Annotated in this window: 17 protein-coding genes; 6 read left to right on the top strand and 11 right to left on the bottom strand. The window is 70.7% G+C overall.

Features of this window, described 5'->3' with window-relative positions:
- Nucleotides 1-220: 220 nt before the first annotated feature.
- Together TsocGM_RS23715 and TsocGM_RS23720 are read right to left on the bottom strand one after the other, a co-directional pair.
- Entirely contained in the window at nt 221-673 is a 453-nt protein-coding gene (locus tag TsocGM_RS23715) for a hypothetical protein (RefSeq protein WP_126727944.1), read from the bottom strand.
- A gap of 82 nt (nt 674-755) precedes the next feature.
- Nucleotides 756-1,922 (bottom strand): DUF1559 family PulG-like putative transporter, encoded by a 1,167-nt coding sequence (locus tag TsocGM_RS23720; RefSeq protein WP_126727945.1) that lies wholly within the window; start codon nt 1,920-1,922, stop codon nt 756-758.
- A 382-nt stretch (nt 1,923-2,304) separates the two neighbouring features.
- Between TsocGM_RS23720 and TsocGM_RS23725 the strand changes: the two genes are divergently transcribed.
- Nucleotides 2,305-3,696, top strand: a complete 1,392-nt coding sequence (locus TsocGM_RS23725) for a deoxyribodipyrimidine photo-lyase (protein ID WP_126727946.1) — start codon at nt 2,305-2,307, stop codon at nt 3,694-3,696.
- 91 nt (nt 3,697-3,787) lie between these two features.
- Here TsocGM_RS23725 and TsocGM_RS23730 read toward each other — a convergent pair whose 3' ends face one another.
- Together TsocGM_RS23730 and TsocGM_RS23735 are read right to left on the bottom strand one after the other, a co-directional pair.
- The gene (locus tag TsocGM_RS23730; protein ID WP_233579152.1) at nt 3,788-6,094 is read right to left on the bottom strand and encodes a DUF4159 domain-containing protein; all 2,307 of its coding nucleotides are present in this window, start codon (nt 6,092-6,094) and stop codon (nt 3,788-3,790) included.
- Between the two features lie 123 nt (nt 6,095-6,217).
- A complete protein-coding gene (locus TsocGM_RS23735; protein ID WP_126727947.1) occupies nt 6,218-7,312 on the bottom strand; it encodes a hypothetical protein in 1,095 nt (364 codons plus the stop codon).
- A gap of 635 nt (nt 7,313-7,947) precedes the next feature.
- On the opposite strand from TsocGM_RS23735, the gene TsocGM_RS23740 reads away from it, so the two are divergent.
- The 5 genes from TsocGM_RS23740 (at nt 7,948) to TsocGM_RS23760 (ending at nt 16,344) form a co-directional block, all read left to right on the top strand.
- A complete protein-coding gene (locus TsocGM_RS23740) occupies nt 7,948-8,982 on the top strand; it encodes an AAA family ATPase (protein ID WP_233579153.1) in 1,035 nt (344 codons plus the stop codon).
- 269 nt (nt 8,983-9,251) lie between these two features.
- Complete coding sequence (locus tag TsocGM_RS23745) at nt 9,252-10,151, top strand: DUF58 domain-containing protein (protein WP_126727948.1); 900 nt, start codon at nt 9,252-9,254, stop codon at nt 10,149-10,151.
- A 49-nt stretch (nt 10,152-10,200) separates the two neighbouring features.
- Nucleotides 10,201-12,441: a vWA domain-containing protein gene (locus TsocGM_RS23750; RefSeq protein ID WP_126727949.1), complete on the top strand. Its 2,241-nt coding sequence runs from the start codon at nt 10,201-10,203 to the stop codon at nt 12,439-12,441.
- A gap of 279 nt (nt 12,442-12,720) precedes the next feature.
- Complete coding sequence (locus tag TsocGM_RS23755; protein ID WP_126727950.1) at nt 12,721-14,949, top strand: VWA domain-containing protein; 2,229 nt, start codon at nt 12,721-12,723, stop codon at nt 14,947-14,949.
- 84 nt (nt 14,950-15,033) lie between these two features.
- On the top strand, nt 15,034-16,344 hold the full coding sequence (locus TsocGM_RS23760) for a hemolysin family protein (protein WP_233579154.1): 1,311 nt from the start codon (nt 15,034-15,036) through the stop codon (nt 16,342-16,344).
- On the opposite strand, the gene TsocGM_RS23765 is transcribed toward TsocGM_RS23760, so the two are convergent.
- From TsocGM_RS23765 to TsocGM_RS23795, 7 genes are all read right to left on the bottom strand, one after another.
- On the bottom strand, nt 16,301-18,757 hold the full coding sequence (locus TsocGM_RS23765) for a glycosyltransferase family protein (RefSeq protein ID WP_126727952.1): 2,457 nt from the start codon (nt 18,755-18,757) through the stop codon (nt 16,301-16,303). The two genes, TsocGM_RS23760 and TsocGM_RS23765, sit on opposite strands and share 44 nt — an antisense overlap.
- Before the next feature lie 41 nt (nt 18,758-18,798).
- Nucleotides 18,799-20,274 (bottom strand): 16S rRNA (guanine(527)-N(7))-methyltransferase RsmG, encoded by a 1,476-nt coding sequence (gene rsmG / locus TsocGM_RS23770; RefSeq protein ID WP_233579155.1) that lies wholly within the window; start codon nt 20,272-20,274, stop codon nt 18,799-18,801.
- Between the two features lie 87 nt (nt 20,275-20,361).
- Nucleotides 20,362-21,450: an AI-2E family transporter gene (locus TsocGM_RS23775; RefSeq protein ID WP_126727954.1), complete on the bottom strand. Its 1,089-nt coding sequence runs from the start codon at nt 21,448-21,450 to the stop codon at nt 20,362-20,364.
- A 53-nt stretch (nt 21,451-21,503) separates the two neighbouring features.
- Entirely contained in the window at nt 21,504-22,316 is an 813-nt protein-coding gene (locus TsocGM_RS23780) for an ABC transporter permease (RefSeq protein ID WP_126727959.1), read from the bottom strand.
- A gap of 327 nt (nt 22,317-22,643) precedes the next feature.
- The gene (locus TsocGM_RS23785) at nt 22,644-24,071 is read right to left on the bottom strand and encodes a hypothetical protein (protein ID WP_126727955.1); all 1,428 of its coding nucleotides are present in this window, start codon (nt 24,069-24,071) and stop codon (nt 22,644-22,646) included.
- A 728-nt stretch (nt 24,072-24,799) separates the two neighbouring features.
- Nucleotides 24,800-25,513, bottom strand: a complete 714-nt coding sequence (locus TsocGM_RS23790; RefSeq protein WP_126727956.1) for a hypothetical protein — start codon at nt 25,511-25,513, stop codon at nt 24,800-24,802.
- Nucleotides 25,514-25,622: 109 nt separating this feature from the next.
- Nucleotides 25,623-25,956, bottom strand: a 334-nt coding sequence (locus TsocGM_RS23795) for a tyrosine-type recombinase/integrase (protein WP_148114893.1), incomplete at its 5' end; no start/stop codon positions are given.

Genomic DNA, 25,956 nt, shown 5'->3' on the forward strand with positions numbered 1-25,956 from the left:
GATGGTGGCGGCCATGGCGGTGGCTCCCGGAGTGTGAGGGGAGCCCCAGCATAGGCGGACGAACCGGCCCGATCTACATCATTCGTCGGTCACACCCGACCGAGCACGACATAATGATGATCGGCGCGCGAGGCGATGACAAGAAGTGTAGGGAGGAGGCGTGGCTGAGGGCACGGAAGCCTGATGGGGGGGGGGAGAGCGGCGGCTCCCCCCGAGCACCTCAGTAGCGGACTCCGGAGAACGCGACCGAGACGGGATCGCCGCCGACCGTCGCGTTCAGGGTGCCCAGGAGCGGATCGACCTGGTAGTCCCCCGGGCTCGAGACGAACCGGGAGGGATCGCTCGGGTCCGGAGCGAGGGAGACCGGCTCGGTCGAGCCGTCGGGCAGGGCCAGGTCGATGCTCACTCCCGACGGAGGAGGGGAGAGCGGGGCATTGGCCTCCTCGCTGGCGAAGAAGGTGACGACCAGCCGGACCTTGCCCCCCTGCTCCTCCGTGCCGACCTCGAAGGCGCCGTCTCCCGGAAGCGGGGAGAGCGGGCCCCCGCCGGGCCCGAACGTCGGATTGTCCTCGGGGGCGAGGTCCACCTCGGAGGGGCCTCCGCAGCCGGCCAGCAACAGGACGGCCAAGAGAGCCGGGACGATCGCAAGTCGGGCGGTCGGGAGGGGAGGCATGGGGGAGGTCCTGGGCAGGGCGTCGGTCCGAGTCGGGGGGGTCGAGCGGCCCCGGGCTCGGACCGGGAGGGGGAGGGGCGGGTCAGTACTGGTCGGCGCTGACGACCTCACCGCCGGCCCGGGTGCCCAGGGCCCGCCACGAGCCGAGGTCGATCGACTCCTTGATGAAGCGAACCGAGCCGTCGCCGAAGGCGACGTTGACGCCTCCCGGGTGCGAGCTTCGGGCGGAGATGATGGCGTGCTCGCCGGGCACGTCGTCGATGGCGCTGGCCATGCCGCAGTCCTGGCCCTTCCAGTTGGGCGGGGCGACGTGGTTGTACATCGTGTTCGAGTACCGGGCGAGCGGCCAGCCGTTGGTGTAGTCGCTGCCGGAAAGCCACCGGCCGGGGGTCGAGAAGTTGAAGCCGCTGACGGCCGGAACGTAACCGCCGCAGGCCTGGAGGTGCCGCTCCTGATCGGCGAGGCTGACGGGGCTGGTCTGCCGCTGGGGAGAGGTGATGATGTCCGTCCGGGTGGGGGGGGTCGAGGAGACGTCGACACCGCTGCCCTTGTCCCGCTCGGCGAAGATGACCGTGTTGCTCAGGCCGTCTCGGAAGTCGGAGGGCTTGAGGGCCCGGCCGTAGGTGAAGGCGCCGTTGCCCAGGGCGGTGCGCGCCGCGTTGTTGGACCAGCTGGCGGCGCCGGCGTGCGTGGTGCTGCCGCCGAAGTTGTAGCGGTAGTTGTTCTCGCTCACCCCGCTGTCGGTATTCGGGTCCGACGGGCAGATGAAGATCGTCGAGGCGATCGCGAACGAGGTGTAGTTCGGCGAGAGGACCGTCGCCCGGTTGTTGTTCGTCAGCCGGGAGGTGTTGGCGGCCGAGAAGTTCAGGGCGTCGAAGGCGGCCGTCTGCTCCATGAACCCGAGCACGTGGGCGTGGACGGAGAAGTACCCGGTCCAGTGGCCGGCGTTCGGGTTGTTGTCCACGGTGTTGTAGTTCGAGTAATAGCCCGAATTCGGCTGGCCGTTCGGCAGGACCCAGTCGGGAGCCAGCCGGCCGGGGGGGTAAGAGCCGTGCGCGCTCTCGTAGTTGGCCACGGCCAGGCCGATCTGCTTCAGATTGTTCGTGCACTGCGCCCGCCGGGCCGCCTCTCGGGCGCTCTGCACGGCCGGCAGCAGCAGGGCGATCAGCACGCCGATGATCGCGATCACCACCAGCAGCTCAATCAGGGTGAAGCCGCGTCGCGGGAGATCGTGGCGAAGTCGAGACATCGATTCGGGAACCTCAAAGAATGGAATCAGAATAAGAAAAATTCGAATGAGCGGCAGCGCCCCCCTCGCCGTCGAGGGAGGATGACGCCGGGCGCTCGAACCGGCCCGGCTGGGCTCGGAACGGCTCGGGGGGGCGCCCGTCTCGTGTCGATCGAGGATGCGAACCAGTCGAGCCGAGCAGGAACGCTGATGCGATCAACCGATTCGGCTCGAACGATTCTACGCAGGATGACTCGAGAATGGCGTGAAGTTCTTGTGAAAGACGTGTTGTCGACTGATCGAACCGCTGGCCCTGGCCGGCTTCCTACACTTCTCGGAGGGGGAGTTGAGGAGGCCACGGGCGAGATCGCGGCGGGCCGGGAAGCGATCGGAGGATTCGGCCTTGGGAATCGACGAGCTGATGCGCCCGGATCCGAGGGTTCGGGTGCTGCGGGAGGGCGGGCCGGCCGACGGAGGGCGTTGCGTCCTTTACTGGATGCAGCGGTCGCAGCGGGCCGAGGACAGCCCGGCCCTCGACCTGGCGATCGCCCTGGGCAACGCGCTGGGCCTGCCGGTGCTCGCCGCCTTCGGGCTCACGGCATCGTACCCCGCCGCCCAGCGACGGCATTATCGCTTCCTCCTCGACGCGATGCCCGAGATCCGGGACGGCCTGGCCAAGCGCGGTGTGGCGTTCGTGCTCCGGCTGGGGGAGCCGGACGAGGTGATCGCCGCGCTCTGCCGGGAGGTGCGGCCCGCCTTCCTCGTGGGGGACGAGAATCCCCTGCGCGGCCCTCGGGCGTGGCGGGACTCGGTGGCCGGGCGGATCGAGGTCCCCTTCCGGTGCGTCGACGGCGACGTGGTCGTCCCCTCCTCCCTCTTCCCCAGGCAGGAATACGCCGCCAGGACGATCCGGCCGAAGATCCACCGGGTCTGGCGGGAGTTCCTCAAGCCCCCCGGTCCCGAGCCCCGGGCCGAGGTCTCCTGGCGGGGCCGGACGATCCCCCGGGGCGAGGCGATCGACCCGGACGCCCTGCTCACGACGCTCAAGGTCGGCGGCGTCAGCGAGGTCCCCGGCTATCGGGGAGGTCCGGCCGAGGCCAAGGCCCGCCTGGCCCGCTTCGTGGCCGACCGCCTCCCCCAGTACGCCTCCCGGCGGAACGAGCCGACCCCGTACATGACCAGCGAACTCTCCGCCCACCTGCACTTCGGCCACATCAGCCCCGTGCGGTGTGCCCTGGCCGCGATGGGAGCCGACGCCGGCAAGGAGCACGTCGACGCCTACCTGGAAGAGCTGGTCGTCCGCCGAGAGCTGGCCGTCAACTTCGTCGCCCGCAACCCGGACTACGACCGCCTGGAGGGCTGCCCCTCCTGGGCCCTCTCGACCCTGGCCAGGCATGCCCACGACCCCCGGCCGCATCACTATTCCCCCGAACAGCTCGAGGCCGGCGCCACCCACGACCCCCTCTGGAACGCCGCCCAGAAGGAAATGGTCCTCACCGGACGCATGCACAACTATTTGCGAATGTACTGGGCCAAGAAGATTCTCGAATGGTCTCCCGACGCCGCTTCCGCCTTTGCCGTCGCCGTCGATCTGAACGATCGGTACGAGATGGACGGCCGCGATCCCAACGGCTATACCGGCATCTCTTGGGCGATCGGCGGGACCCACGACCGCCCCTGGCCCGAGCGTCCGATCTACGGCACCGTCCGATCCATGAGCTTCGAGCGCACGAGGAAGAAGTTCGACGCGACGGCCTACATCCGCCGGATCGATCTCCTGGCCGAGGGGAACTGACGGCCGCCGCCGGAACCGCCGGTCGAACCACCAGGGAACCTCGGGCCGGCGCCGGGCCACTCGGGGTTCACCGCACCGGGGCCCTCGCCGATCACGGCAGCGTCGCGTAGATCACCACGTTGGCGGCGATCCGCATCGCGCTTTCGTGGGTGTAGCCCTTGCAGTCGAGCCCCTGCTGACGCTCCAGGGCGCAGCCGATGTCGTAGGGGGAGTAGATCACGGCCCAGTGGCCGTCGATCTTCACGCCCTCGAGGCGGGGGCGGGCCGTGTCGCCGCCGGCGGCCTTGGTGTACTGGACGTCGGAGAGGTCGAAGCCGACTCGGGCGGTATAGAGCTCATCGTCGGGGGGGATGACCTCCAGCTCGTGATCGGGCAGCAGCTCGGCGATGAAGCGGCGGAAGGCGGTGTCGAAGGCCGGAGAGCCGCACGCGGCGTCGGCGAAGAAGGTGCCGCCGCCGGGGTCGAGATGCGAGCGCAGAGCCTCCATGTCGGCGTCGGAAAGCGAGAACGCGGCGTTGCCATGAATATAAATCAGCGGAAAGTTGATCAGGTTGGGATCCGTCGGCAGCAGCTCTCGGTGGTTGATCACCACGTCGTAGCCGATGCGCTGGCGGAGGACGGTTGTCAGGTTCGGGATCGCCAGCGGAGCGACGTTCCAGCCGCCGGCGTGGCGGAGCTTGGCGATCTGCAGCGCTCCTCGGCGGGGCAGCTCGAGCTGGAAGTCGACCACCTCTCGGGGGACGAGCTTGTCCGGCGGAGGCTCTCGGCCGGTGGCGTAGTCCACCACGTTCTCGCCGATCCGGGTGGCCCGGAGCACGGCGGCGTTGTCCGGCTGGCTGGGCATGAAGTTCCAGTAGCCGGACAGGTCGTTCGGGCTGTAAATGAGCACCGTCCGACAGCCCAGGTCAATGCCGAACAGCGGCGCCGACTCGGGGCTGAGCCGGTGGCGGGAGCGGTAGACGGGGTGGTCCTCGCTCAGCGGCTTCAGCTCGTACCCCTGATCGGGAGGGAAGATCTCGGCCACCAGGGCGCGGAAGCCTCGGTCGTGCTCCCGGCTGCCGCAGCAGGCCTCGGCGAAGAGGAAGCCCCCCTGCTCGACGTAGGAGCGGAGGTTCCGCTTGCCGTCCTCCCCCAGACCGATCGGCTCGTGGTAGTTAAGAAAGCAGATGGGGGCCTGGAGCATCGCCTCGACCGAGGCGACGTCGGGGTTGACCACCTGCCAGGTCAGCAGCGTCTTCCAGTCGGCCGAGACGGCGTCGACGAGGTTGCGGACCCCCTCTCGGTGGATGTCCCAGTTGTCTCCGACGCCGTGGCGGAGCTTGTTGATGAGCACCGGCGCCCGTCCCTTGGCCAAAAACAGCAGGGCGAAGCTGGTGGTCAGCACCGGGCTGTCCTCGCCGGCGTTGCGCGGCCAACTCCCCAGCAGGCGGTCCTGCAGGTGGACCAGCTCCTCGGCCCCCTCGACGTACCAGTCGTGGCTGCCGAAGTAGCGCTGGCCGCTGAGCCGGCCGGCGCGCTCCAGGCCATACAAGTAGTAATATTTCCAGGTGATCCCCCGACCGAGGTTGGTGTCGACCCGGAAGTTCGCCCCCATCCAGTCCAGGGCCCGCTGGATGTTGGGGTTGATGCCCCCCTCGCCGCAGTTGCGGATCTCATCGCCCACCAGCAGCTCCCGGCTCTGGATCCGCCGGAGGCCGGTGATGACCAGGCTGGAGATGCCGGCGGTGGTCATGCTGCCGGTGGTCTGGTTGTTCGGGGCCATGGTGTAGCCCCAGCCGCCGTTGAGCCGCTGGGACTGCTCCCAGTAGTGCCGGGCCAGCTCCCAGACGTCCGGGTCGACCGGCACCCCGACCTCGGCGGCGGCGTTCAGGCCGAGCAGGGCGTACTGGGTGTTCGAGTTGTCGGCCGACTGCCCCTTCTGCACCGTGTAGGTCCAGCCGCCGACGCCGTCGACCCCGTCCCGAGGGCCGATCTGGGCGGCCTCCAGCCACTCGACGTTCTCCTTCAGCCGGATGCGGTAGCGATCCGGGTCGGCGGCGGCGTAGACCATCGTCTGCAGTGCCACGGTGTAGACCTGCCCAAGCTGCCGGGCCGAGAACTGCTCCAGGTGACGCAGCGCGGCCACGATCGACGGGTCGTTCTTCGGGACCCCCGCCGTCAGCAGGGCGAGGGTCGCCAGCGAGGTCGTGCCGGTGGCGTACCGGGGGTTGTATTCGGGCCACGAACCGTCGGGACGCTGCTCCCCCTTGAGAAAGCGAACCCCGTCCCGAATCGCCTGCTGGACCTGCTCCGAGGTGACCTCGCCCCGGCCGACGGCCGCCATCGGGCCGACGACCATCGCGACCGCCAGGGCCGCCGCGACCCAGGGTCGAGTGCCCCCCCGCCAGGAATTTCGCATCGCCGACGAACTCCCCACGCCCCCCGGCTTCCGGGCCGGAGCACTGACAACTGTCCCACACCGAAGTGTAGGGCCCGGTCCCGGGGGGGTCAACCGGAGGATCCTCGGCGCCCGAGGAGGAGGTCAGGGCCGATCGGGCTCGATGGCGGCGGCCAGGGCGGTCGGCGAGGGGGCGTCGTCCAGCGCGATCGACTGGCTGATCGGCCCGTTGGCGCTGGCGGCGACGAAGCTGAGCCGGGTGCCCCCCTCGCTGAAGGCGGGGAAGGAGTTCAGGCATCCGTCGGCCAGGGGGGTGCCCTCGGCGATGTCGACCCGGGGCGCCCCGGTCCGCTCGTCGACCCGGGCGGGGACCACCCGCAGCCGCATCCGGTCGGGAGTGCCGGCCCAGCTCAGGTAGGCCAGCCAGAGCGAGCCGTCGGCTCGGCGGCCCAGGGCCGGGCGCCGGCGCCGGTTGTCCCGGCCCTTGGGGTCGGTCGGCGTGACGGGGCCGGCGGCGACCACCTCGGTTTCGTCCGGGTCCAGGCGGAGCCACCAGATCTCCGACTCCAGCCCGCAGTCGGCCGAGCCCGGCCTCTTCCAAGAGACGATGCTCACCAGCAGGATCTCCTCCTCGAGGCCCGCGCCGGCCCGGCAGACGTCGAGCAGGTACGGCGGCGAGCCGGCCTCGGACCGCCAGGGGAGCCGTCGCAGCCCCGGCTGGCCCCCCTCTCCCGGCGCTCCGGCAGGGGCGTCGAAATCCAGGCGGTACAGCGCGCCGTCCCCCGAGACGTAGAGGACCCGATCCGAGGTCCCCGATCCCCAGCAGGGCGGGGAGATCGGGTAGCGCTCCAGCGGGATCCGCTCCAGCACCCGGCCCGAGGGATACGACACCCGGGCCAGCCCCGTGTGCCGGAGGAACCCGTCCGAGGAGACGTCCATCCACCGGCCGACGATCTGGGCCTGGTCCCAGGCGTCGACCCAGGGGGAGCCGACGGCCAGATCGACCCGGTCGGCGTCGGGCAGCTCCAGCGTCCGGATCGCTCCGGAGGTCACGTCCAGGACCTCCAACGAGCCGTCCGCCGGCCTCGGCTCGAACGAGGAGACGCCGATCAACGGCCCGTGACCAACCGTGCGGCCCTCCGGGCCGGGAGCGAGGCGGCCGAGGCCAACAGCCCCGGCGAACAGAAGAACCGAGACGATCCCGGTGATCCGGACCAGGGAGAAGACGTTCTGGGCCATGAGGCGCTCGTGATTCGCGAGGAGAAGGCGGGCTCCGCTCCCGGTGGGGCGGGTCGTGGGGGTGGGGATCCGTCGTGGCGTGCCCGACGCCCGCGGGGAGTCGGGCGACGGGGACCGGCCCGGGGCGCTCGTCCGGGGAGGGACGGCCACCTCGGCCGGGATCAGGGGGGGTGATCGACCACGCGATCGGCCGGGGCGTGGCGCCCTCGGCGATCGGACCGGGCGGGGCCGGGAACGGCCGCGCCGGGGCGAGGAGCCTCTCCCCGCCCTTCGGTCGTGGCCGTCGACCATAGCAACCGCCGGACCACGGTTCGGAGAACGTCTCGTGAAATCAGCGCGAGCCGGCCGGACCTCCCGCCTTCTGGGCGCACCCCCTTCCCCGCCAGGAGGTTACGGCGAGGGCCCTCCCCACCGCCCCCGGCCAGCCCGCCCGCGAGCCTCCCGCCGAGCCAGCATCCGACGCGCGCCCGGAGGGCAGCCCTGCACGCGATCGGGCAGCCTCCGGCCCCGGGGAGCCGTCCTTGAATCGCGTCGCCAGCGGTTTCTACAATGGTCCGAGCCCCGACCGAGCCTCGCGATCGCGCCGTCGGATCGCGCCGGGCCCGCCCTCCTCCAGCCCAGGGACGACAGGACGCATGGCCAGCTCCGGCGACCGGATTTCGCAGCTCCTTGACGAGTTCCGCAACTCCCGAGACGTGATGATCACCGAGCTGAGCAAGTCGGTGATCGGCCAGCGCGAGGTGCTGGAGCTGATCCTGGCGGCCATCTTCACCCGGGGGCACTGCCTGCTCGTCGGCGTCCCGGGCCTGGCCAAAACGCTCATCGTCAGCTCCATGGCCCGCATCCTCGACGTCGGCTTCAAGCGCATCCAGTTCACCCCCGACCTGATGCCCTCGGACATCACCGGCACCAACGTGCTGGAGGAGCCCGAGGCCGGCCGGCGCGCCTTCCGCTTCGTCCCCGGCCCGCTGTTCTCGAACATCATCCTGGCCGACGAGATCAACCGCACCCCGCCCAAGACCCAGGCGGCGCTGCTCCAGGCGATGCAGGAACGCGAGGTCACCGTCGGCCAGGACACGATGAAGCTGCCCGAGCCCTTCTTCGTCATCGCCACGCAGAACCCGATCGAGCAGGAGGGGACCTATCCCCTGCCCGAGGCCCAGCTCGACCGCTTCATGTTCGACATCCGGGTCGGCTACCCCTCCCTCGACGAGGAGGAGAAGATCCTCTCGGCCACGACCAAGGGGGAGTCCCCCGAGCTGAAGAAGGTGCTCTCGGCCCGGGCGATCATCAACCTGCAGAAGCTCGTGACCTCGGTGCCGATCTCCGACTACGCGGTGAAATACGTCGCCAAGCTCGTCCGCGCGACCCGACCCGGCGACCCGAACTCACCGGCGTTCGTCAAGGAGCTGATCGACTGGGGAGCCGGCCCCCGAGCCGGGCAAAACCTCATCCTCGGCGGCAAGGCGATGGCCGCCATGGACGGCCGCTTCAGCGTCTCGCTCGACGACATCCGCAAGGTCGCCGTCCCGGTGCTCCGCCACCGCATCAGCACCAACTTCCAGGCGCAGGCCGAGGGCTTGTCCCCCGACGACCTGATCACCCGGCTCGTCCAGGAGGTCCGCGAACCCGACGTCCCCAAGTACGACCGCCGAGGAGGAGCCGCCTGACCGGCCGACCCCAGGACGCCCCCCTCTTACTGGGAGCCTCGCGATGTCCAGGACGGGACCGACCTCCTCGGTGACTTCGGCGTCGATCCGGTCGCCGCAGGGCCGGTTTCCCCGATCCCCGATCGGGCTCCCGGCCAGTCGCTCCGGCCGCCGGCGCGGGACAAGGTCTTCTGAACCCGAGGCGGCGGTCGTCCGACGCCCCCCGTCGTCGGCCCCGGTACAATAGGAGCGACTCGAGCATCGACGCCCCGGACCCCGGAGGACCAGCCTTGGCCGTCACGGCCGAACAGTACCTGAAGCCCGAGGTCATCCGCCAGGTGGCTCGGCTCGACCTGCGGGCGAGGTTCATCATCGAGGGGTTCATCGCCGGCCTGCACGCGAGCCCCTTCCACGGCTTCTCCGTGGAGTTCTCCGAGCACCGCAAGTACACCGCCGGCGACAACATCGCCGACGTGGACTGGAATGTTTACGCCAAGACCGACCGCTTCTACATCAAGAAGTTCGAGGCCGAGACCAACCTCACCGGCTACCTGGCGATGGACCTCTCGGCCTCGATGGGCTACACCTTCCGCCAGGAGCTCACCAAGTTCGAGTACTGCATCAGCCTCGCCGCCGCGCTGGCCTACCTGATGGTCCACCAGCAGGACCCCGTCGGCCTGGTCGCCTTCGACTCGAAGATCCGCCAGAGCCTCGCCCCGCGCAGCAAGCGGACGCAGTTGACCAACATCCTCTCGCTGCTCTCCCGGCTGGCGCCCTCGGACGTCACCGACGTGGCCAAGAGCCTGCACCAACTGGCCGGCATGATCCGCCACCGCGGCCTGATCATGCTCTTCAGCGACCTGCTCGATGACCCCGACCCCATCCTCAAGGCCCTCCACCGCCTCCGATACGCCGGCCACGACGTCATCGTCTTCCACGTGCTGGATGAGGCCGAAGACGCCTTCCCCTTCGACGGCATGGTCGAGCTGGAGGACAACGAGACGCATCAGAAGCTCCTGGTCGACGCCAACGCCATGAAGGCCGACTACCTGGAAGAGCTGGCCGCCTTCCGCCAGCGCTACCGCAAGGAGTGCCTCTCGGCCCGGATCGACTATGTGCCCCTGCACACCGGGATGCCGTTCGACAAGGCCCTGATGAGTTACCTGCTCAGCCGGCAGGCCCGCGGCTGACGCGGCCCCCGTCGCTTCGCACTGGTTCCGGGACGAGACGACCCCTCCCATGGACTTCTCCCTTATCCACGCGGGCCTGGCGGCGGGCGCGGCCCTGGCGGTCGTGCCGCTGATCATCCACCTGGTGCTGCGCCAGACCCCCAAGCGGATCGTCTTCCCGGCGCTCCGCCTGCTCCAGCAACGGCATCAGCGCTCGACCAAGCGGCTTCGCGTCAAGAACTGGCTGCTGCTGCTGGCCCGCATGGCGCTGATCGCCCTGATGGCCCTGGCCCTCGCCCGGCCGGCCCTCAACGCCCGAGTGCCGCTGGGGGACCGCGAGGTCCCCACCGCGCTGGCCCTGGTCGTGGATACCAGCCTGTCGATGGGTTACGTCGACAAGGGGAAGTCCCGGCTCGATCAGGCCAAGGAGGTCGCCGCCCAGATCCTCCGCAAGCTCCCCGATTCCAGCCAGGTCTACCTGATTGACTCCGGAGTGCCCGCCGTGCCGGCGCCGGTCTCTCCCTCGGCGGCCCGGAAGCGGCTGGAGGGGCTGGAGCTCCGAGCGGCCAATCGCCCGCTCAACGAGGGGCTCGAACGCGCCTACCAGGCCCTGGCCGAGAGCCGACGCGACCTGCCCCGCCTGGAGGCCTACGTGCTGACCGACCTGGCCCGCTCCTCCTGGGAGGTCGGCCAGCGGGTCGCCGGCCGGGACCGGGTCCGGGAACGCTCCGGCCGGGACGTCTCCACCTTCCTGATCCGACTGGCCCCCGAGTCCGTCCGGGACGCGGCGGTCGTCTCCGTCGAGGCCCGGCCCGCCTCGGAGCCCGAGCCCGACGGCCGGAGGCCGTTCGAGGTCGTCGCCACCATCCGAAACGCCGGCCCGGCCGAAACCCGCCTGGTCGAGTTCGAACTCGACGGCGCCAAGCGCGGCCAGCAAGACGTCGAGCTGCCCGCCGACGGCCAGATCGAGGTCGCCTTCCGCACCCCCGCCGGCCTGGAACCCGGCCTGCACCAGGCCGCCGTCCGGCTCGAGGGCGTCGACCCCCTGCCCCACGACGACGACCGGTTCGTCACCTTCGAGTCCAGCCCGGCCTTCGACGTCCTGGTCGTCTACGACCCCGACCCCGACGACGAGCCCCGCTCCATCGACGCCACCTTCGTCGCCGGCGCCCTGGATCCGCAGGCCACCGGCATCCCCAACCGCGTCGAAACCCTGAGCACCGAGCAGTTCCGCGGACGATTCCCGCGCGACCTGTCGACCTATGCGTGCATCTTCATCAACAACGTCGCCCGCCTGCCCGCCGCCGCGTGGGGCCAGCTCGCCGAGTACGTCCGGAACGGCGGCGGCGTGGTCATCGCGCTGGGGCAGAACACCGACCCGGCGGACTACGCCTCGGAGGCCGCCCGAGCCGTCCTGCCCGGCAAGCCGGGGGATCCCGTTTCCCCCGCCGGAGGCACGGCCTTCGGCAGCCTGGCCGACCCCTCCCACCCGCTGTTCACCCCCTACACCCGGGAGCTGACGACGGATCTGGCCTCGATTCCCGTGTTCTCCTACCGCTCCTTCCAGCCGATCGAGGCCCCGACCGTCCGCCCGCTGCTCTCCTACCAGGACGGCTCCCCGGCGCTGATCGAGTCGACCTTCGACGGACCACAGATCGGCCGAGTCCTGCTCTGGACCACCCCGCTCTCCCGGCGCCCGACCCCCGACGACCCCGACGCCTGGAACGAGTTCCCGACGATCCTGGGCAACACCGGCTGGTCGTTCCTGATGCTGATGCAGCGCACGGTTCCCTACCTGGCCGGGGCCGCCGGCTCCCGCCTCAACTACGAGGCCGGCGAGATCGTCATCCTGCCCCTGGAGCCCTCGATCCGGGCCCCAAGCTACGTCGTCCAGGGCCCGACCGACCGGCTCATCGAACGGATCAACCCCGATCGAGACGCCGCCGAGCTGATCATCGAGGGGCCCGAGGCCCCCGGGCACTGGGCCGTGCTCCCCTCCGGCCGCGAGGCCGGCCGCGTCGACGATCGCCCCCCCCTCGGCTTCAGCATCAACCCCCGGCCCGAGGAAGCCAACTTCCGCACCATCGAGGACGACGAGCTCGAGGCCATCTTCGGCGACCCCGACGCCTTCGCCCTGGCCAACTCCCCGGACGAGATCGAGCGCGTCCAGCGCACCGGCCGCATCGGCCGGGAACTCTTCCCCTGGATCATGGTTCTCATCTTGCTGCTGCTGACCGCCGAGAACTATCTGGCCAACCGATTCCACCGCGAGACTCCGGCGGCCGTGGCGGTCGGAGGAGGAAATCGATAAATGATCATTGACAACCAACATGCCCAGCCCTCTCGCGACCAATCCGCAATCCGTCCCGAGAACGGGGGCCACGGCGCCCGCCGCCAGCCGCCTTCGTAACCCTGATGGGATCCGCGACCAGCCATCGCGACGAGGACGACCTCGGGGGCCGGGAGAGCGACCGGGCGAGTCGCCAGCGACGATCTCGCCTCGCTCGGGACCGCTCCCGATCGCCAGCCGCCCTCGACTCGGTGCGAGCAGCCCCCCATCGCCGGCCCCCCATCGACCCCGACGCGACCGATGAGCGAACGCATCAGCCTGAGCTTCAGCCCGATCGCCCACGGGGCGCTGGTCCTCCTCGCCGCGGCGGCGGTGGTGGGGCTGACGCTCTGGCCCTACCGCCGAAGGCTGCGGGCAAGCGCCGACCGGCGGAAGTGGCTGGTCGTCGGTCTTCGCCTGGCGGCGGTCCTGCTGGCCCTGATGGCCAGCCTGCGGCCGTCGCTGCTGGTCCTGCAGCGGGTGAGGCAGAAGGTGTCGCTGATCTTCCTGGTCGACGCCTCGACCAGCATGAAGATTAGTGACGAGGCCAACAGCCGGAGCCGATGGGAGATGGCCCTCCGGGCGCTGGACCGCTCCCGGGAGCGGCTCGGCGAGTCGTCCGACGACCCCGACGCCGACCTGGCGGTCAAGTACTACCGGTTCGACCGTGAACTCCAGGCCGGCGCCCCCGACGGCCAGGCCGAGCCGGAGGGCATGCAGACGGCCCTCGGCGCCGCCCTACTCGAGGCGGTCCGCCGCGAGAGCGGGGCGCCGATCGCCGCCCTCGTCGTGCTCAGCGACGGCGCCTCGAACGCCGGGGTCGCCCCGCTGACGGCCGCCCAGAACCTCAGGGCGCAGGGGGTCCCCGTCACGGCCGTCGGCTTCGGCTCGGCCGCCGCCGGCGCCGGCTCTCGAGACATCGCCGTCACCGGCGTGCAGGCCCCCGAGGCGGTCTTCGTCAAGAACGAGATGGAGGTCCGAGGCGCCTTGCGGGTCCGAGGCTTCGCCGGGCAGGATCTGGAGGTCGAGCTGCTCGCCGAGGGCTCCAACCAGCCGGTCGCTCGGACCACCGTCCGCGTGCCGGCCGACTCCGAGGTCGTCACCACCCCTCCGCTGCGGTACGCCCCCCAGGCCTCCGGCGACCAGTTGCTCACCGTCCGGGTCGCCGATCAGGACGGCGAGCTGCTCGCCTCGAACAACCGCTTCAGCACCTTCGTCAGCGTGCTGCCCGGCGGCCTGAACGTCCTGCACCTGCAGGGACCGGGCACCATCTGGGAGGGGAAGTACGTCACCCGGGCGCTCGACGCCTCCCGGGAAATCCAGGCGAACCTGAAGGTCATGCTCGGCCCTCCCCGGTCGGCGCAGCAGGTCGAGGAGCTGGACCGCGACCTGATGCCCGGCGCCCACGACGTGTACATCCTCGGCGACATCCCGGCCGAGTTCCTCACCGTCGCCCAGATGCGGTCGCTGGTTCGGGCCGTCGAGGGAGGCGCCGGGCTGATCATGCTCGGCGGTCGAGACAGCTTCGGCGACGGCGGCTGGGGAGGCACTCCCCTGGCTGAGGTCCTGCCCACCACCATGCGTCAGGGAGACGGCCAGATCGAGCCCGAAGGGGGCCTGAAGGTCCTGCCGAACACCCAGGCGCTCGACAGCTTCGTGCTCCAGCTCGCCCCGACCCCCTCCGAGACCGCCAGCCTCTGGCAGGCCCTCCCGCCGATCCCCGGCGCCAGCCGGATCGGCCAGCCGAAGCCCTCGGCCGTCGTCTGGGCGCAGACCCCCTCCCGAGAGCCCTTGATGGTCGCCCAGGACGGCCGAGGGCGGGTGATCGCCTTCGGCGGCGAGACCTGGCCGTGGTACCGGGCCTCGAAGCAGTCCCAGGACGCCCACCGCCGCTTCTGGCGCCAGGCGATCCTCTGGCTCGCCCACCAGGAGGACCGCGGCGAGTCCCGGGTTGAGCTTCAGCTCGACCGCCGCCGGGTCGCCGTCGGCGGCGCGGTCGTGCTGACCGCCGCCGCCTTCGACGACCAGGGGAGGCCAATCCCCGACGCCCGATTCGAGGCGACCATCACCCCCCCCGACCGCGGCGCCGGCGCTCCCGTCGACCTGTTCAGCCAGGGAGAGCGGGCCCGGGGAACGTATGCGGCCTCCGGAGCGCCAGGCGTCTACGGCGTCGAGCTGATCGGCCGAGCCCCCGACGGCTCGGAGATCGGCCGGGCGTCGTCGCGGTTCCTCGTCTTCCAGGACGACCTGGAGCTGGAGAACCCGGCCGCGAACATCGCCCTGCTGCGGCAGGTGGCCGAGCTGACCGGCGGCCAGTTCCTCCGACCCGAGCAGCTCGACCAGTTCCTCGACGACCTCGACCCCGAGGCCTTCAGCCGGGTCGAGACCCAGGTCGAATATCGGCTCTGGGACAACTGGCCGTTCCTGCTGCTGTTCGTCGGCGTGCTCGGCGTCGAGTGGGTCGTCCGCAAGCGGATGGGGTGGGTCTGACCGTCCGGGCCAACCGCCTGTCCCGTCCCGTCTCGTCCCGCCGCCGAGCCCGGCGGGCCCGCAGGAGTCGAAGGAGCCTCGATCGTGCCCTGGATCGAACTGGCGGGGCTGCTCGCCCTGATCCTCGCCAACGGGGCCTTCGCCACCGCGGAGCTGGCGATCGTCTCCGTTCGCAAGGGGCGGCTGGAGCACCGGGCCAAGGCCGGCGACCGCCGTGCCCGGGCCGCCCTCGAACTGGCCGAGGACCCGAACCGGTTCCTCTCCACCGTGCAGATCGGCATCACCCTCGTCGGCACCCTCGCCGGCGCCCTCGGCGGCGCCCGGCTGGCCGGGCCCCTGGCCGATGCCCTGCGCCGCCTGCCGGCGATCGGAGAGTCGGCCGAGACGGTCGCGCTGGGAATCGTCGTCGTCGGGATCACTTACGCGACCCTGATCCTCGGCGAGCTCGTCCCGAAACGGATCGCCCTGGCCGCTCCGGAGCGGATCGCCTCCCTGACGGCGCCGACCCTCCGGCTCCTCTCCCGGGTCTCCGTGCCGCTGGTCCGGCTGCTCGGCTGGTCGACCGACCTGGTCCTGCACCTGCTGGGGCTCCGGCACGCCACCGAGCCCCCAGTGACGGACGAGGACGTCAAGCAGATGATCCTCCAGGGAATCGAGCACGGCGTCTTCGAGCCGGTCGAGCACGACATGATCCGGGGGGTCCTCCGACTGGGGGACCGCCGAGCCGGCGCGCTGATGACTCCCCGCAGCGAGGTCGTCTGGATCGACGTCAACGACCCGGCCGAGGAGGTCCGGCGCAAGGTCTCGACCAGCCCGCACTCCTGCTTCCCCGTCTGCGACGGCTCGATCGACGCGGTGCTCGGCATTGTCCGGGTGAAGGACCTGCTCATGATGGGCCTCTCGCACCACCCGGTCGAGCTGAAGGGCCGCCTGTCCATCCCGCTGTTCCTTTACGAGGGGACCCGGGGCCTGAAGATCCTGGAAGCCTTCCAGAAGACCGGCCACCACTTCGCCGTGGTCCTCGACGAGTACGGATCGGTCGAGGGCGTGCTCACATTGACGGATCTTTTCGAGTCGATCGTCGGCGACCTGACCGCTCCCGGTGAGCCCCCCGGCCCTCGGGCGCTGCCCCGCCCCGACGGCTCCTGGATCGTCGACGGGATGCTCTCGACCGACGACTTCCGCGACCGGATCGCCCATCGCGACCTCCCCCCCGGCGACTATCACACGATCGCCGGCTTCGTGATCGCCCGCCTCGGCCGCATCCCCGCCGTCGGCGAACGCCTCTCGTGGGACGGCTTCCGCTTCGAGGTCATCGACGTGTCCGCCCACCGCGTCCGACAGCTCCGGGTCATCCCGCCTCCTCCCCCGGCGGGGGCCGGCCCCCCCCACTGAGGGGCAGGCCGAGCGGGTCGTCTCCCCGGGACTTCCGGGTCCCCCTCCTCGCCGCTCCGGCCAGCATCACCGCCAGCGAGGCCGCCGTGATCGCCGAGCCGATCCCCAGCCCCGGCGCCCGGTAGGTGAGAACGACCTCGTGGCTCCCCCCCCGGGTAATCGGGACCACCCGGAACGCGTGGTCTCCCCGACAGACCGGCGCCGGCTCGCCGTCGACCGAGGCCGACCACCCCGGCATCCAGGCGTCGAGCACAACCAGGAGTCCCGGCGCCTCGGTCGCCACCCGGACGACCACGAGGTCGGGATCGACCGCCTCGAAGCGCGCCGGGGTGAACGGCTGCCTCGGCCCTTCGAGCCCGGCGAGCGGGTCGAGGCCCATCAGCACGACCGCGATCGGGTCGACGTCGGCCAGCCGGTCGAGCGCCGCCCCCTCCTCTTCCCCCGGGACCACCTCGGCATCGGGGACCACGTAGGCCCTCGGCAAGGCGCCGGGATGGGCTCGGATCGAGATCGGTTCCCCTCCCCGGCTCGCCGACGCGACGACCGGGCCGACCGGGAGCCGGACGGGCCGGTCGGTGACGACCAGCCCGACTCCCAGCCGGTCGAGCGCCTCCCGAGCCAGCCGGGGGTCGAGGGTCCGGGGCGTCCCCGACCGGGGGCCGGGCTCGTCGAAGATGGGATAGAGCGCCCGGTAGAGCTCCGCCGGGCGTCGGAGCTGGAACAGGTCGTTGAGGTTGGTCTTCTCCACGCCGTCCCGCCAGGCGTCCAGGTCGGAATAGATCCGGTCGAGGGCCCGGACCCGGAACGCCCCGGGAGGGCGAACCCGGGCGATCGCCCTGGAGACGGCATCCGGGGAGAGGAACCGCTCCGGGGGGCAAAGCGGGACTGCCATCGCGGCGGTCGCGGCCAGCTCCACGATCGCCACGCCGACCAGGAACCAGGCCGCCTCCCTCCCCTCGGCCGGACGGATCGCCGCCCAGACCAGGGCGATCCCCGTCGCCAGGGCCGAGGAGACGGTCAGCCCGTCCCCCGCGATCCGACGGCAGGCCATCGCCGACCGGATCGCCAGAGATCGGATCGAATCGTCATGCGATCCCCTCTCGATCGGCAGCGCTGCCGCCAAGGCGACCGCCAGGGCGATCAGGGCGACCGTCGCCCCGTACCTCCTCGCCCTGCGGACGGCCCTCGGCCGGTCGATCGTTCGGGAGACGACCTCGACCCCCATCCCCGCCAGCACGGCGGCCGCCGTCGCGGCCAGGAACAGCGATCGGGCCGGCACCCGGACGCCCTCGAATCCCGGCAACCCCCCGACGATCGCCGCCAGTCCAAGGCCCTCGCCGGCTGCGTGGACGAGGCTCCCTCCCAGCAAGGCGCACCACCCGAGCACCGCCCGACGCTCCGGGAAGCCGGCCACCCCAACCGCCAAGAGCACCAGCGGCGCCCAGCCGATCGAGCAGAGCGACTCCCACCAGTTCCCCCGGCCGAGGTAGTCCGACGGCCCCCCCAGCGCCCTCGGCGAGAGGAGCTGCCAGGCGTTCGACCCATGCAGATGGTACGGCCCCGAGCCGCCCCCCCCTTCCCCGCCGAGCGGCCCGGCGACCCAGGGCCTCGCCGCCAGGGCGGGCACCCAGTCCACCGCCGCCAGGCCGACCCCCAGACCCAGGGCGATCCCCCACCGGGCAACGACCTGGCCCGATCGCATCGGGCCGGGGCGGCCTCGGAGCGCCGCCAGCCCGTCGGCCGCCGCCCAGGCTCCCAGCGCCAGGGCCAGGTACAGCCCCTCCTGCGGGTGTCCGGCGAGGAGAGCCATCGCCAGGCTCGTCGGCAGCAGGACCCGTCCGATCCGCTCCCCCCGGCGCATCCGGACCGCCCCCAGGAACGCCCAGGGCATCCAGCTCGCCGCCCAGACGTGCGGCAGATGCCCCTCGCACACCTGCGCGATCACATAGGGATTCACCATGAAGACGGCCCCGGCCGCCGTCGCTCCGGCTCCTCCCAGGCCGACGGCCCTCCCCAGCGCAGCGGCCCCAAGCCCGGCCCAGAACAGGTGGGCCACCGTCAGCCAGCCGGGAGCCGCCGGGCTCCCAGAGGTCCAGGAGAGCCACGTCGGCGGATACCAGATCCCCGCCTGCGGGTTCCCCGCGTTCGGGCGGCCGGCGAACCCGCGCGGATCCCATCTTGGAATACGGGCTCCTTGATGCCACCACCAGGACTGCCAGAGGTGCCTCGGCAGGAACAGGGCCGTCAGGTCGTTGCCGATCGGCCTCGATCCCGGGGGATGGCCCTCGTCGACCCAGGGCCGTTCCCCGTCGACGATCAGCGAACCCGGCGCCGCCACCAGGCCCGAGAAGCCGAGCAGGAGAGCCGCCGCCAGGATCGCGGCCACCCCCGCTCCCCCAACGATCCGACCCATGCCCACCTCCGACCATCTCAAACAAGACAATCTATTCAACTTCATTCATTTGCAACCTCCTCACCTTCCCCCGGCCAGCCCGCCGAACTGCGCCAGGAGAACAAGGCGATCGCGGCGGCGGTGGCCGCGTTGAGCGACTCGACCCCCGGCGCGATCGGCACGCGACGGCGGCCGGGATGACCCCGGAGCCCCTCGGGCAGCCCCGGGCCCTCGACGCCGGGGACCAGGGCGAAGCGATCGGGCCAGGGCCCGGCGTCGATCGGCGGCCCATCCACGTCGAGCGGGATCATCGGGGCGCCTTCACAGCGCAAGGCGTCGATCGACGGCCCCGAGCGGATCGGCACCTGGAAGACCGCCGGCCCGGCGGCCCGGATCGCCTTGGGGTGGAACGGGTGGGCCGCCTCCCGGAGCAGGATCACCCGGGCGACCCCGAACGCCGCCGCCGACCGGATCACGGCCCCGACGTTCTCCGGATCCTGGAACGGCACGAACAGCGAGCACCCCGGCGGCCACGGCTCCGAGTCCGACCACAAGGGCATCGCCGGCACCCTGGCCAGCAGCAGCGGCCCCCCCGTGCCGAAGACGTCTAGTTCTTTGAAAAGATTTGGATCGATCCGGAGCCAGGCCGCCGTCTCCCCCAGCGCCTCGGGGGGAGGGTCGCCGTCCGGCCCGGTGAGCCAGGCCTCGACCCGGTCGGCGAAGTGATCGACGACCTCCGAGACGATCCGGCTGCCCGAGATCAGGGTTCGGCCGTGCTTGCGGATCCCCCTGCCGGAGAGGACGTCGCGGGCCAGGCGGAAGCTCGGGTTCGAGGCGCTGGTCAGCTCCTTCACCGGGCCGGAGAAGGCTCGGGCCCGGGGGACCTCGCCGGCCGGCAGCGACCGGGAGACGACCGGGGCGTCGAGCCGCTCGTAGACGACGAACCGACGGCGGTGCTCCGTGCCGGGGATGCGGTCGGCGACGTCGCCGACGAGCCGGTAGGAGGAGGCCAGCTCGCGCCCGGCCTCGGCGATCTCGTCGTCACACTCCGGGCCCTTCAGGAAGATCATCCGGCCTCCGGGGCGGAGGCAGTAGGCCACGCGCTCCAGGGTCTCGGGGATCGTGGCCACGGCCCGGCTGATCACCCCCTCGACCGCCCGGGTGAAGTGGGGCCCCACCTTGCCGGCGTGGACCTCGGCCCCCTGCAGCCCAAGCCGCTCGCAGGCCGCTCTCAGGAAGGCCGCCCGCGCCCCCCTCGGCTCGGCGAGGATGATGTGGACCTCCGGCCGGGCGATCTTCAGCGGGATCCCCGGCAAACCGGCCCCCGAGCCCATGTCCACCAGCGGCGAGGGCAGATCGACGTGCTTCAACACCAGCAAGCTATCAACATAGTGCTTCAACACCATGTTCTCAAAGTTCCGGATCCGGGTCAGGTTCAGCTCCGCGTCGGCCTCTCGGAGCAGGCGGTGGTAGGCCCAGAGCGCGTCGTACTGCGGCTCGGCCAGCCGCAGGCCGCAGCGTTCGATGATCGCCTTCAACGCCGCCCGACTCGGTGCACTCGACACGTCCGATCCCCCTGGCTCCCGAATGGCTCTGCTTGACTCAGCCCCTGCCGAACACCGCGATCACCCGGGGCGGGGAGGATCGGGCTCGGCGGGAATCGGCCGGGCGGGGCCCGAGCTCGAGATCGGAGGCCCGAGCAGCACGGCCAGCCACCGGGTCTCTTCCGACGCCTCGAGCATGATCTTCATGGCCATCGTCAGCGGTACCGAGAGGAACATCCCCACCGGCCCGAGCACCCAGCCCCAGAAGACGAGCGAGACCCAGACGACCAGCGTCGACAGCCCCAGCCCCCGGCCCATCGCCGGCGGTTCGACGAGGTAGCCGATCACGAAGTTCACCGCCAGGAACAAGGCCGTCGCCCCGATCGCCACCCCGACGCCGTTCTGCACCAGGGCGAGCGTCACCGGGGGGATCGCCGCGATCAGCGAGCCGATGTTCGGGATGAAGTTCAGGAAGAACGCCAGCACCCCCCAGAGCACCGCGTAGTCGACCCCCATCAGCCAGAGGCCCAGCCCGACCGGCACCCCGGTGGCAAGGCTGATCCAGGTCTTGATGACCATGTACCGGCGCTGGTCGGCCAGGATCTTGATGATCCGGCCCATCGCCGGGCTCTCCGGCCCGGTGATCGCCCGCAGCTTGGCCGGAAAGCCGCTGGACTCCAGCAGGATGAAGGCCACCGTGATCAGGATCAACAGCCCGTCGCTGAGCACGTTCCTCACGCCGGAGAGCAGCCCGCCGAGCAGGCGGACTCCCGAGGCCGGGTCGAACACGGGGGTCTCCCCCTCCTCGGCCGGCATCGGCACGCCGATCGACTCCAGCCAGGCGATCGCCCGCTCCCGAAGCGCGTCAAGCTGCTGCTGAATCTCCGGCAGCTTCCAGAGCAGATCGTTGAGCGAGACGCCGACGTAGGCCAGACCCAGCAGGCTCAGCACCGTGAAGATCAGCGTCACCACCCCCACCGCCAGCCACCGGGGCAGGCCAAGACGGGCCAAATCGTCGATCGACGGCGTGATCAGCACCGCCAGGAACAGCGCCAGCAGGAAGGGGACGACCAGGTCCGACGCCGCCCGGATCCCGGCCAGGATCAGCACCATCGCCGCCCCGTTGATCAGCAGCCCGGTCGTCCTGGGCCAAGGCAAGCGGTCCGCCACGTCCGACCCTCCGATGTAGGTTGGGGGGATTCCGCCCCGGATCCCGGTCCCGATCAACTGCTCGCGCTGCGGTACGCCCGCAGCGCTCGTCGGAAGAAGCGGCGGCTCACCCAGAGGCTCGCCGCGGTGGCCGAAACGGTGAAGGCGACCATCCGCCAGTCGAGCACCTTCACCATCGCCTGCGCCGGCACGTTCACCACGAGCAGGAACGGCACCACGAAGGTGAAGAAGATGCCGATCGGCTCGGCCCAGGCGACCCTCATGTAGATTTCCCGGGGGTAGCGGGTCAGGCTGCTGAAGAGCCACCAGAGCTCCATCATGCTCTGGTTGCGCACCAGCCAGACCCCCGAGGCCGTCAGCAGCACCATGAAGGCGTAGGCCAGCATCACACCGCAGGAGAACAGCAAGAGGAACGCGGCGATCCGGCCGGCGTCGAACGGCCAGCCCAGGTTGACCAGCGACAGGAGCATGACCCCCACTCCCATCAACACGTTCGGCGCCGTCGACCAGTCGATCCGACGGCAGGTGACGAGGAACTGCTCGTCCACCGGCTTGAGCAGCAGGAAGTCGAGGTCCCCCTTGCGGACCAGCTCGGAGAACTCGTTGCAGTTCTCCAGGAAGAGGGTTTCCAGCAGGCCGTTCATGGCGAAGTAGCAGCCGACGAAGAAGAGGTACTGCGGCTCGGACCACTCGGCCACCACGCTCGTCTTCGAGAAGACCACGCGGTAGAAGGCCAGCAGGATGCCCAGCCAGAGCACCTCCACCGACACCTTCACCAGGAAGTTGCCTCGGAACGACAGCTCCCGGGCCAGGGTGTACCGGGCGAGCTGGCCGTAGATCCGGAGGTAGCGGAGGGCGCCGGTCATGGGGAGGTCGCACCAGGGTCGGGAGGCATTGGTGACGGCGGGGGAGGACCGCCACGATCGGAGCACGGTCGGAACGAGGGCCAGGGTCGATCGGCCAGGGGAAGGCCCCCTCCGGGGACCGCTCGGGCGTCCCCGGTCCTTCCCACTCCGCCATCGGCCCGCCTGCCCGCCCTCGTCCTTGGGGAGGGCCATTCTACCAGAACCCCAAGACGATGCCCGAGCCCAACCAGGAGCCGAGCGGACGCCGGCCCGAGCCTCCCGGATGGGAGGGCAAGCCCAGCGATCGCAGCCGGAGCATCCCGAAGGCTCGGAGCCGACGTCGAGCCGTCAGCCTTCCGCCCGACGGCCCTCGAGGACGCGCCGATCCGCCCTCGGAGGCGACCCGGCACGCGCTCCCCAATCGGGGATCGGAGCGAAGGAGCAACCGCGCAAGCGACGTTCCTTCCAAGGAGTTGCGTCCCGGACGGCTCCCTCGTCCCTCGGCCTCGTTGGCTTCGCTCCGTCGTTCGGCACGCCCGGATCGGTCCTCCGCTCGGTTCGGATCGAGTCAGGAGCCGCCTGGCCCGCTCCGACCGGCGGCGACGGGATCCGACCCGGCTCCGACGCCTCCTCGACCTCCCCTGACGGCGCACCGCCGGCGGCGGACGCCTCCGTCTCGCGCTGGGGAACCGGCGACGCCTCCTCCCCTCCCTCGACCGCCGAATCCGCGCCGATCCGGACGAACCCCGGCGGCTCGGGGTCGGAATCGACCTCGCGCCACCATCCCCCCCCGACGGGAGCCCGGGGCGTCTCCCCGATCTCCGCCGCCTCCCTGGCAATCGCCAGCAACTCCCGACGGCGGCGATCCCTCAGATTGAGGAACAACCGAATCGCCGCCATGCAGGCCCGGTCGGCCGACGATTCGTACCGATGCCGCAACTGCCCCTCCTGCGACGTATCCGCCGCCGCCGCGAGCCGGGCGACCGCGGCGCGCTCGGGCCCCTCGACCTCCCGCCACGAGGCATCTCGGAGCGCTCGCAAGCGCTCGATCTGCCGAGCGATGACCGCGCGCAACGCCGCTCGGATGGCGTCCGGATCGGTCTGGGCGGGAGCGTTCTCCGCCTCCGAGGAGGCCACTCGCAGGGCGGAGGCACCAAACGCGCTGGGTTCCGCGTAACCGACCGAGACGGCCAGGGTCCAGAGCGTCTTCGCGTCCTCCCCCGCGTCCGGTCCCGGAGGCCCGCCGGGCAGCCCGAACATCGCCATCGCCTGCGCCCGATCGCGCCCGTCCCAGCGCGAGCCCAGGCGAATCTGACTATCCAGCCGCCTCCAGTGCCGGATCAGCCAGTCGCACCCAAACGCCGTCGCCTCCAGCTCCTCGATCACGTTCACCGGATCGAGCATCAACCGCTGCCCCATCTTCCTCGCCGCCGCCTGCTTCCGCCGATACCAGCGCGCGACCGCCTCCCGAGCCGCCGCCTCCCTCGCCTCCTGGTTGGCCCGCTCGATCCGATCCAGCCGCACCGATAGGACGGCGGCTCGTTGAATCAAATGCTCCTCGACCACGTTGTCCGGGCCGGCCTCTCGCCGCCAGCGTTCGAGGACCTGTTCATAGGCGACGCGATCCTCCTCCGGCACGAGCACCTCCGCCGCCATCCCGTGCCTCAAGCCGTTGGCCCGGCTGCGTGCTTTTCCTTCGTCCGTCCTCGGTCCCGTCGATCGCTGCGCGTTCCGCCGGTTCGCCTCGATCCGCTTCTGCGAGATGCCGCCGCTCATGGTGCTCCCCCCGAGGTGTGCCTCGACTGAGCAGGGAATGAGATGATACCCATTGCTCCGGCCCGTCCGACGCACCGCGATCGCTCGGCGCGCACGGGCCCCTCAGCGACACCATCGGGGGATGGGGGGTGGTCCAGTCTCAAAATCTGCCGGCGGCGCCCGACTCAAGGGCCCCGACGGCCGAGAGCGTATCCAAATGTCCCCTGCCTACCTCTTGCAATCGCTCATGCGCGGCAATAACCTTGAGATGATCCGCTCTATCGCCCAACTCCTGTCGCGCGAACGAGTGGTCGGCGACACGGAAGGACACGTCATTTCGTCCGGAGAGGCAGAGGTTGGGCGGCGGGGGCGTTCGGGTTGCGGATCGTGGACGCTCGGTCGGGGAGGCTGGTGCCCTCCGCAACCGTCGGTTCGGCGGCTCGCCTCTCTCGGGTGAGTGCCTCGGGTAGTCTTCCACCTGTGCCGGGGCCGACGAGGGCCCGGGTTCCGCTGACGGACCCCGTGGCACCCGAACCCCGGCCACCCGCCGTCTCTGGGCTCGCCATCGGAGGCGCGCGGCTCGGTCACTCCGGCGATCCAGAGAACTGGTGGACAAGCCGCTAGTGGCACCCGGTGGGGTGGCTGGGGTCGTGTCGACCCCAGCTCGAACAACCTCCGACGCTGGGATCGACACGACCCCAGCCACCCTGCCACCAGTGGCACCCGACGACGCGAAAGAACGCGCCATTTCATCTGGATTTCAGAGGTTTTCTCAAGAGATGACGACACGAATTCATGATCTGTCGAGCATCCCCACCATCGACGAGTACATACGTGGCCTCGATGCGATCGGCGATCGGATGAGCGATGAGCAGCGTCGGCTCCTCATCGAGCAGTACAACGCCCCCCGTCGTACCGTCAGGGCGACGCTCCTCGCGGAGTTGGCCGACATCCCAGGTGGATATCCCGTCGTGAATTCGCTTTATGGCAGGCTTGGCCATGCGTTCTGCGACGTGATTGGCTTCAAGCCCGATGTCCGCCCCAATGGCAGTTACAGGTGGTGGGCCACTTGGTCCGTTGGCCATGAGGCCGACGACGGTTTCTGGTGGGAAATGCGTCCCGAGGTCGCCCAGGCCCTGGAAGCGCTCGGCTGGGTCGACGGAGCAACCCTGCTGTTGCCCGAGGAGATCGCGGCGACGACGACCATCACGGAGGGGGAAGTCCGGCGCGTCCCGGTCGACGTCTACGAACGCAGCCCGGACGCCCGCCGTCGGTGCCTTGAACATCACGGCACGCGATGTCGCATCTGCGAGGTCAGCCTCGGGGACGTCTATGGGGAGGTTGCCGAGGGGTTCATTCACGTTCACCACCTTCGCCCTCTCTCCCACATCCGAGGCGCATACGAGGTCGATCCCATCAAAGACCTTTGCCCGGTCTGCCCCAACTGTCATGCGGTTGTTCATTTGCGCAATCCGCCCTATACCATTGAAGAGGTTCGGGCGTTTCTTCGGGACGGGGGCTGGCGGGCACATCGCTCGGATCGGACGTGATCGTGTCGAGTGAGCTTCGGGATCAGTCCGTCTTCGGGGGGGAGGAGCGTCCGGCGCGGGGGTGGCAGCGGGCGTGGACGTCGAGGAGGTGGCCGATCTCGACGCGGGTGTAGATCTGGGTGGTGCCGATGGAGGAGTGGCCGAGGATCTCCTGGACGACGCGGAGATCCGCGCCGCCGGCGAGCAGGTGGGTGGCGAGGCTGTGGCGGAGGGTGTGGGGGCTGACCTTGCTGGGCAGGCCGGCGGCGAGGGCGTGGGTCTTGACGATCCGCCAGAGGCCGGAGCGCGACAGCGGGCGGCCGGATCGGGCGACGAAGACGGTGTCGGTGGTGGGGCAGCGGGAGACGAGGCGGGGG

Origin of the sequence: Tautonia sociabilis, from assembly GCF_003977685.1 — a bacterium.
Lineage (GTDB): Bacteria > Planctomycetota > Planctomycetia > Isosphaerales > Isosphaeraceae > Tautonia > Tautonia sociabilis.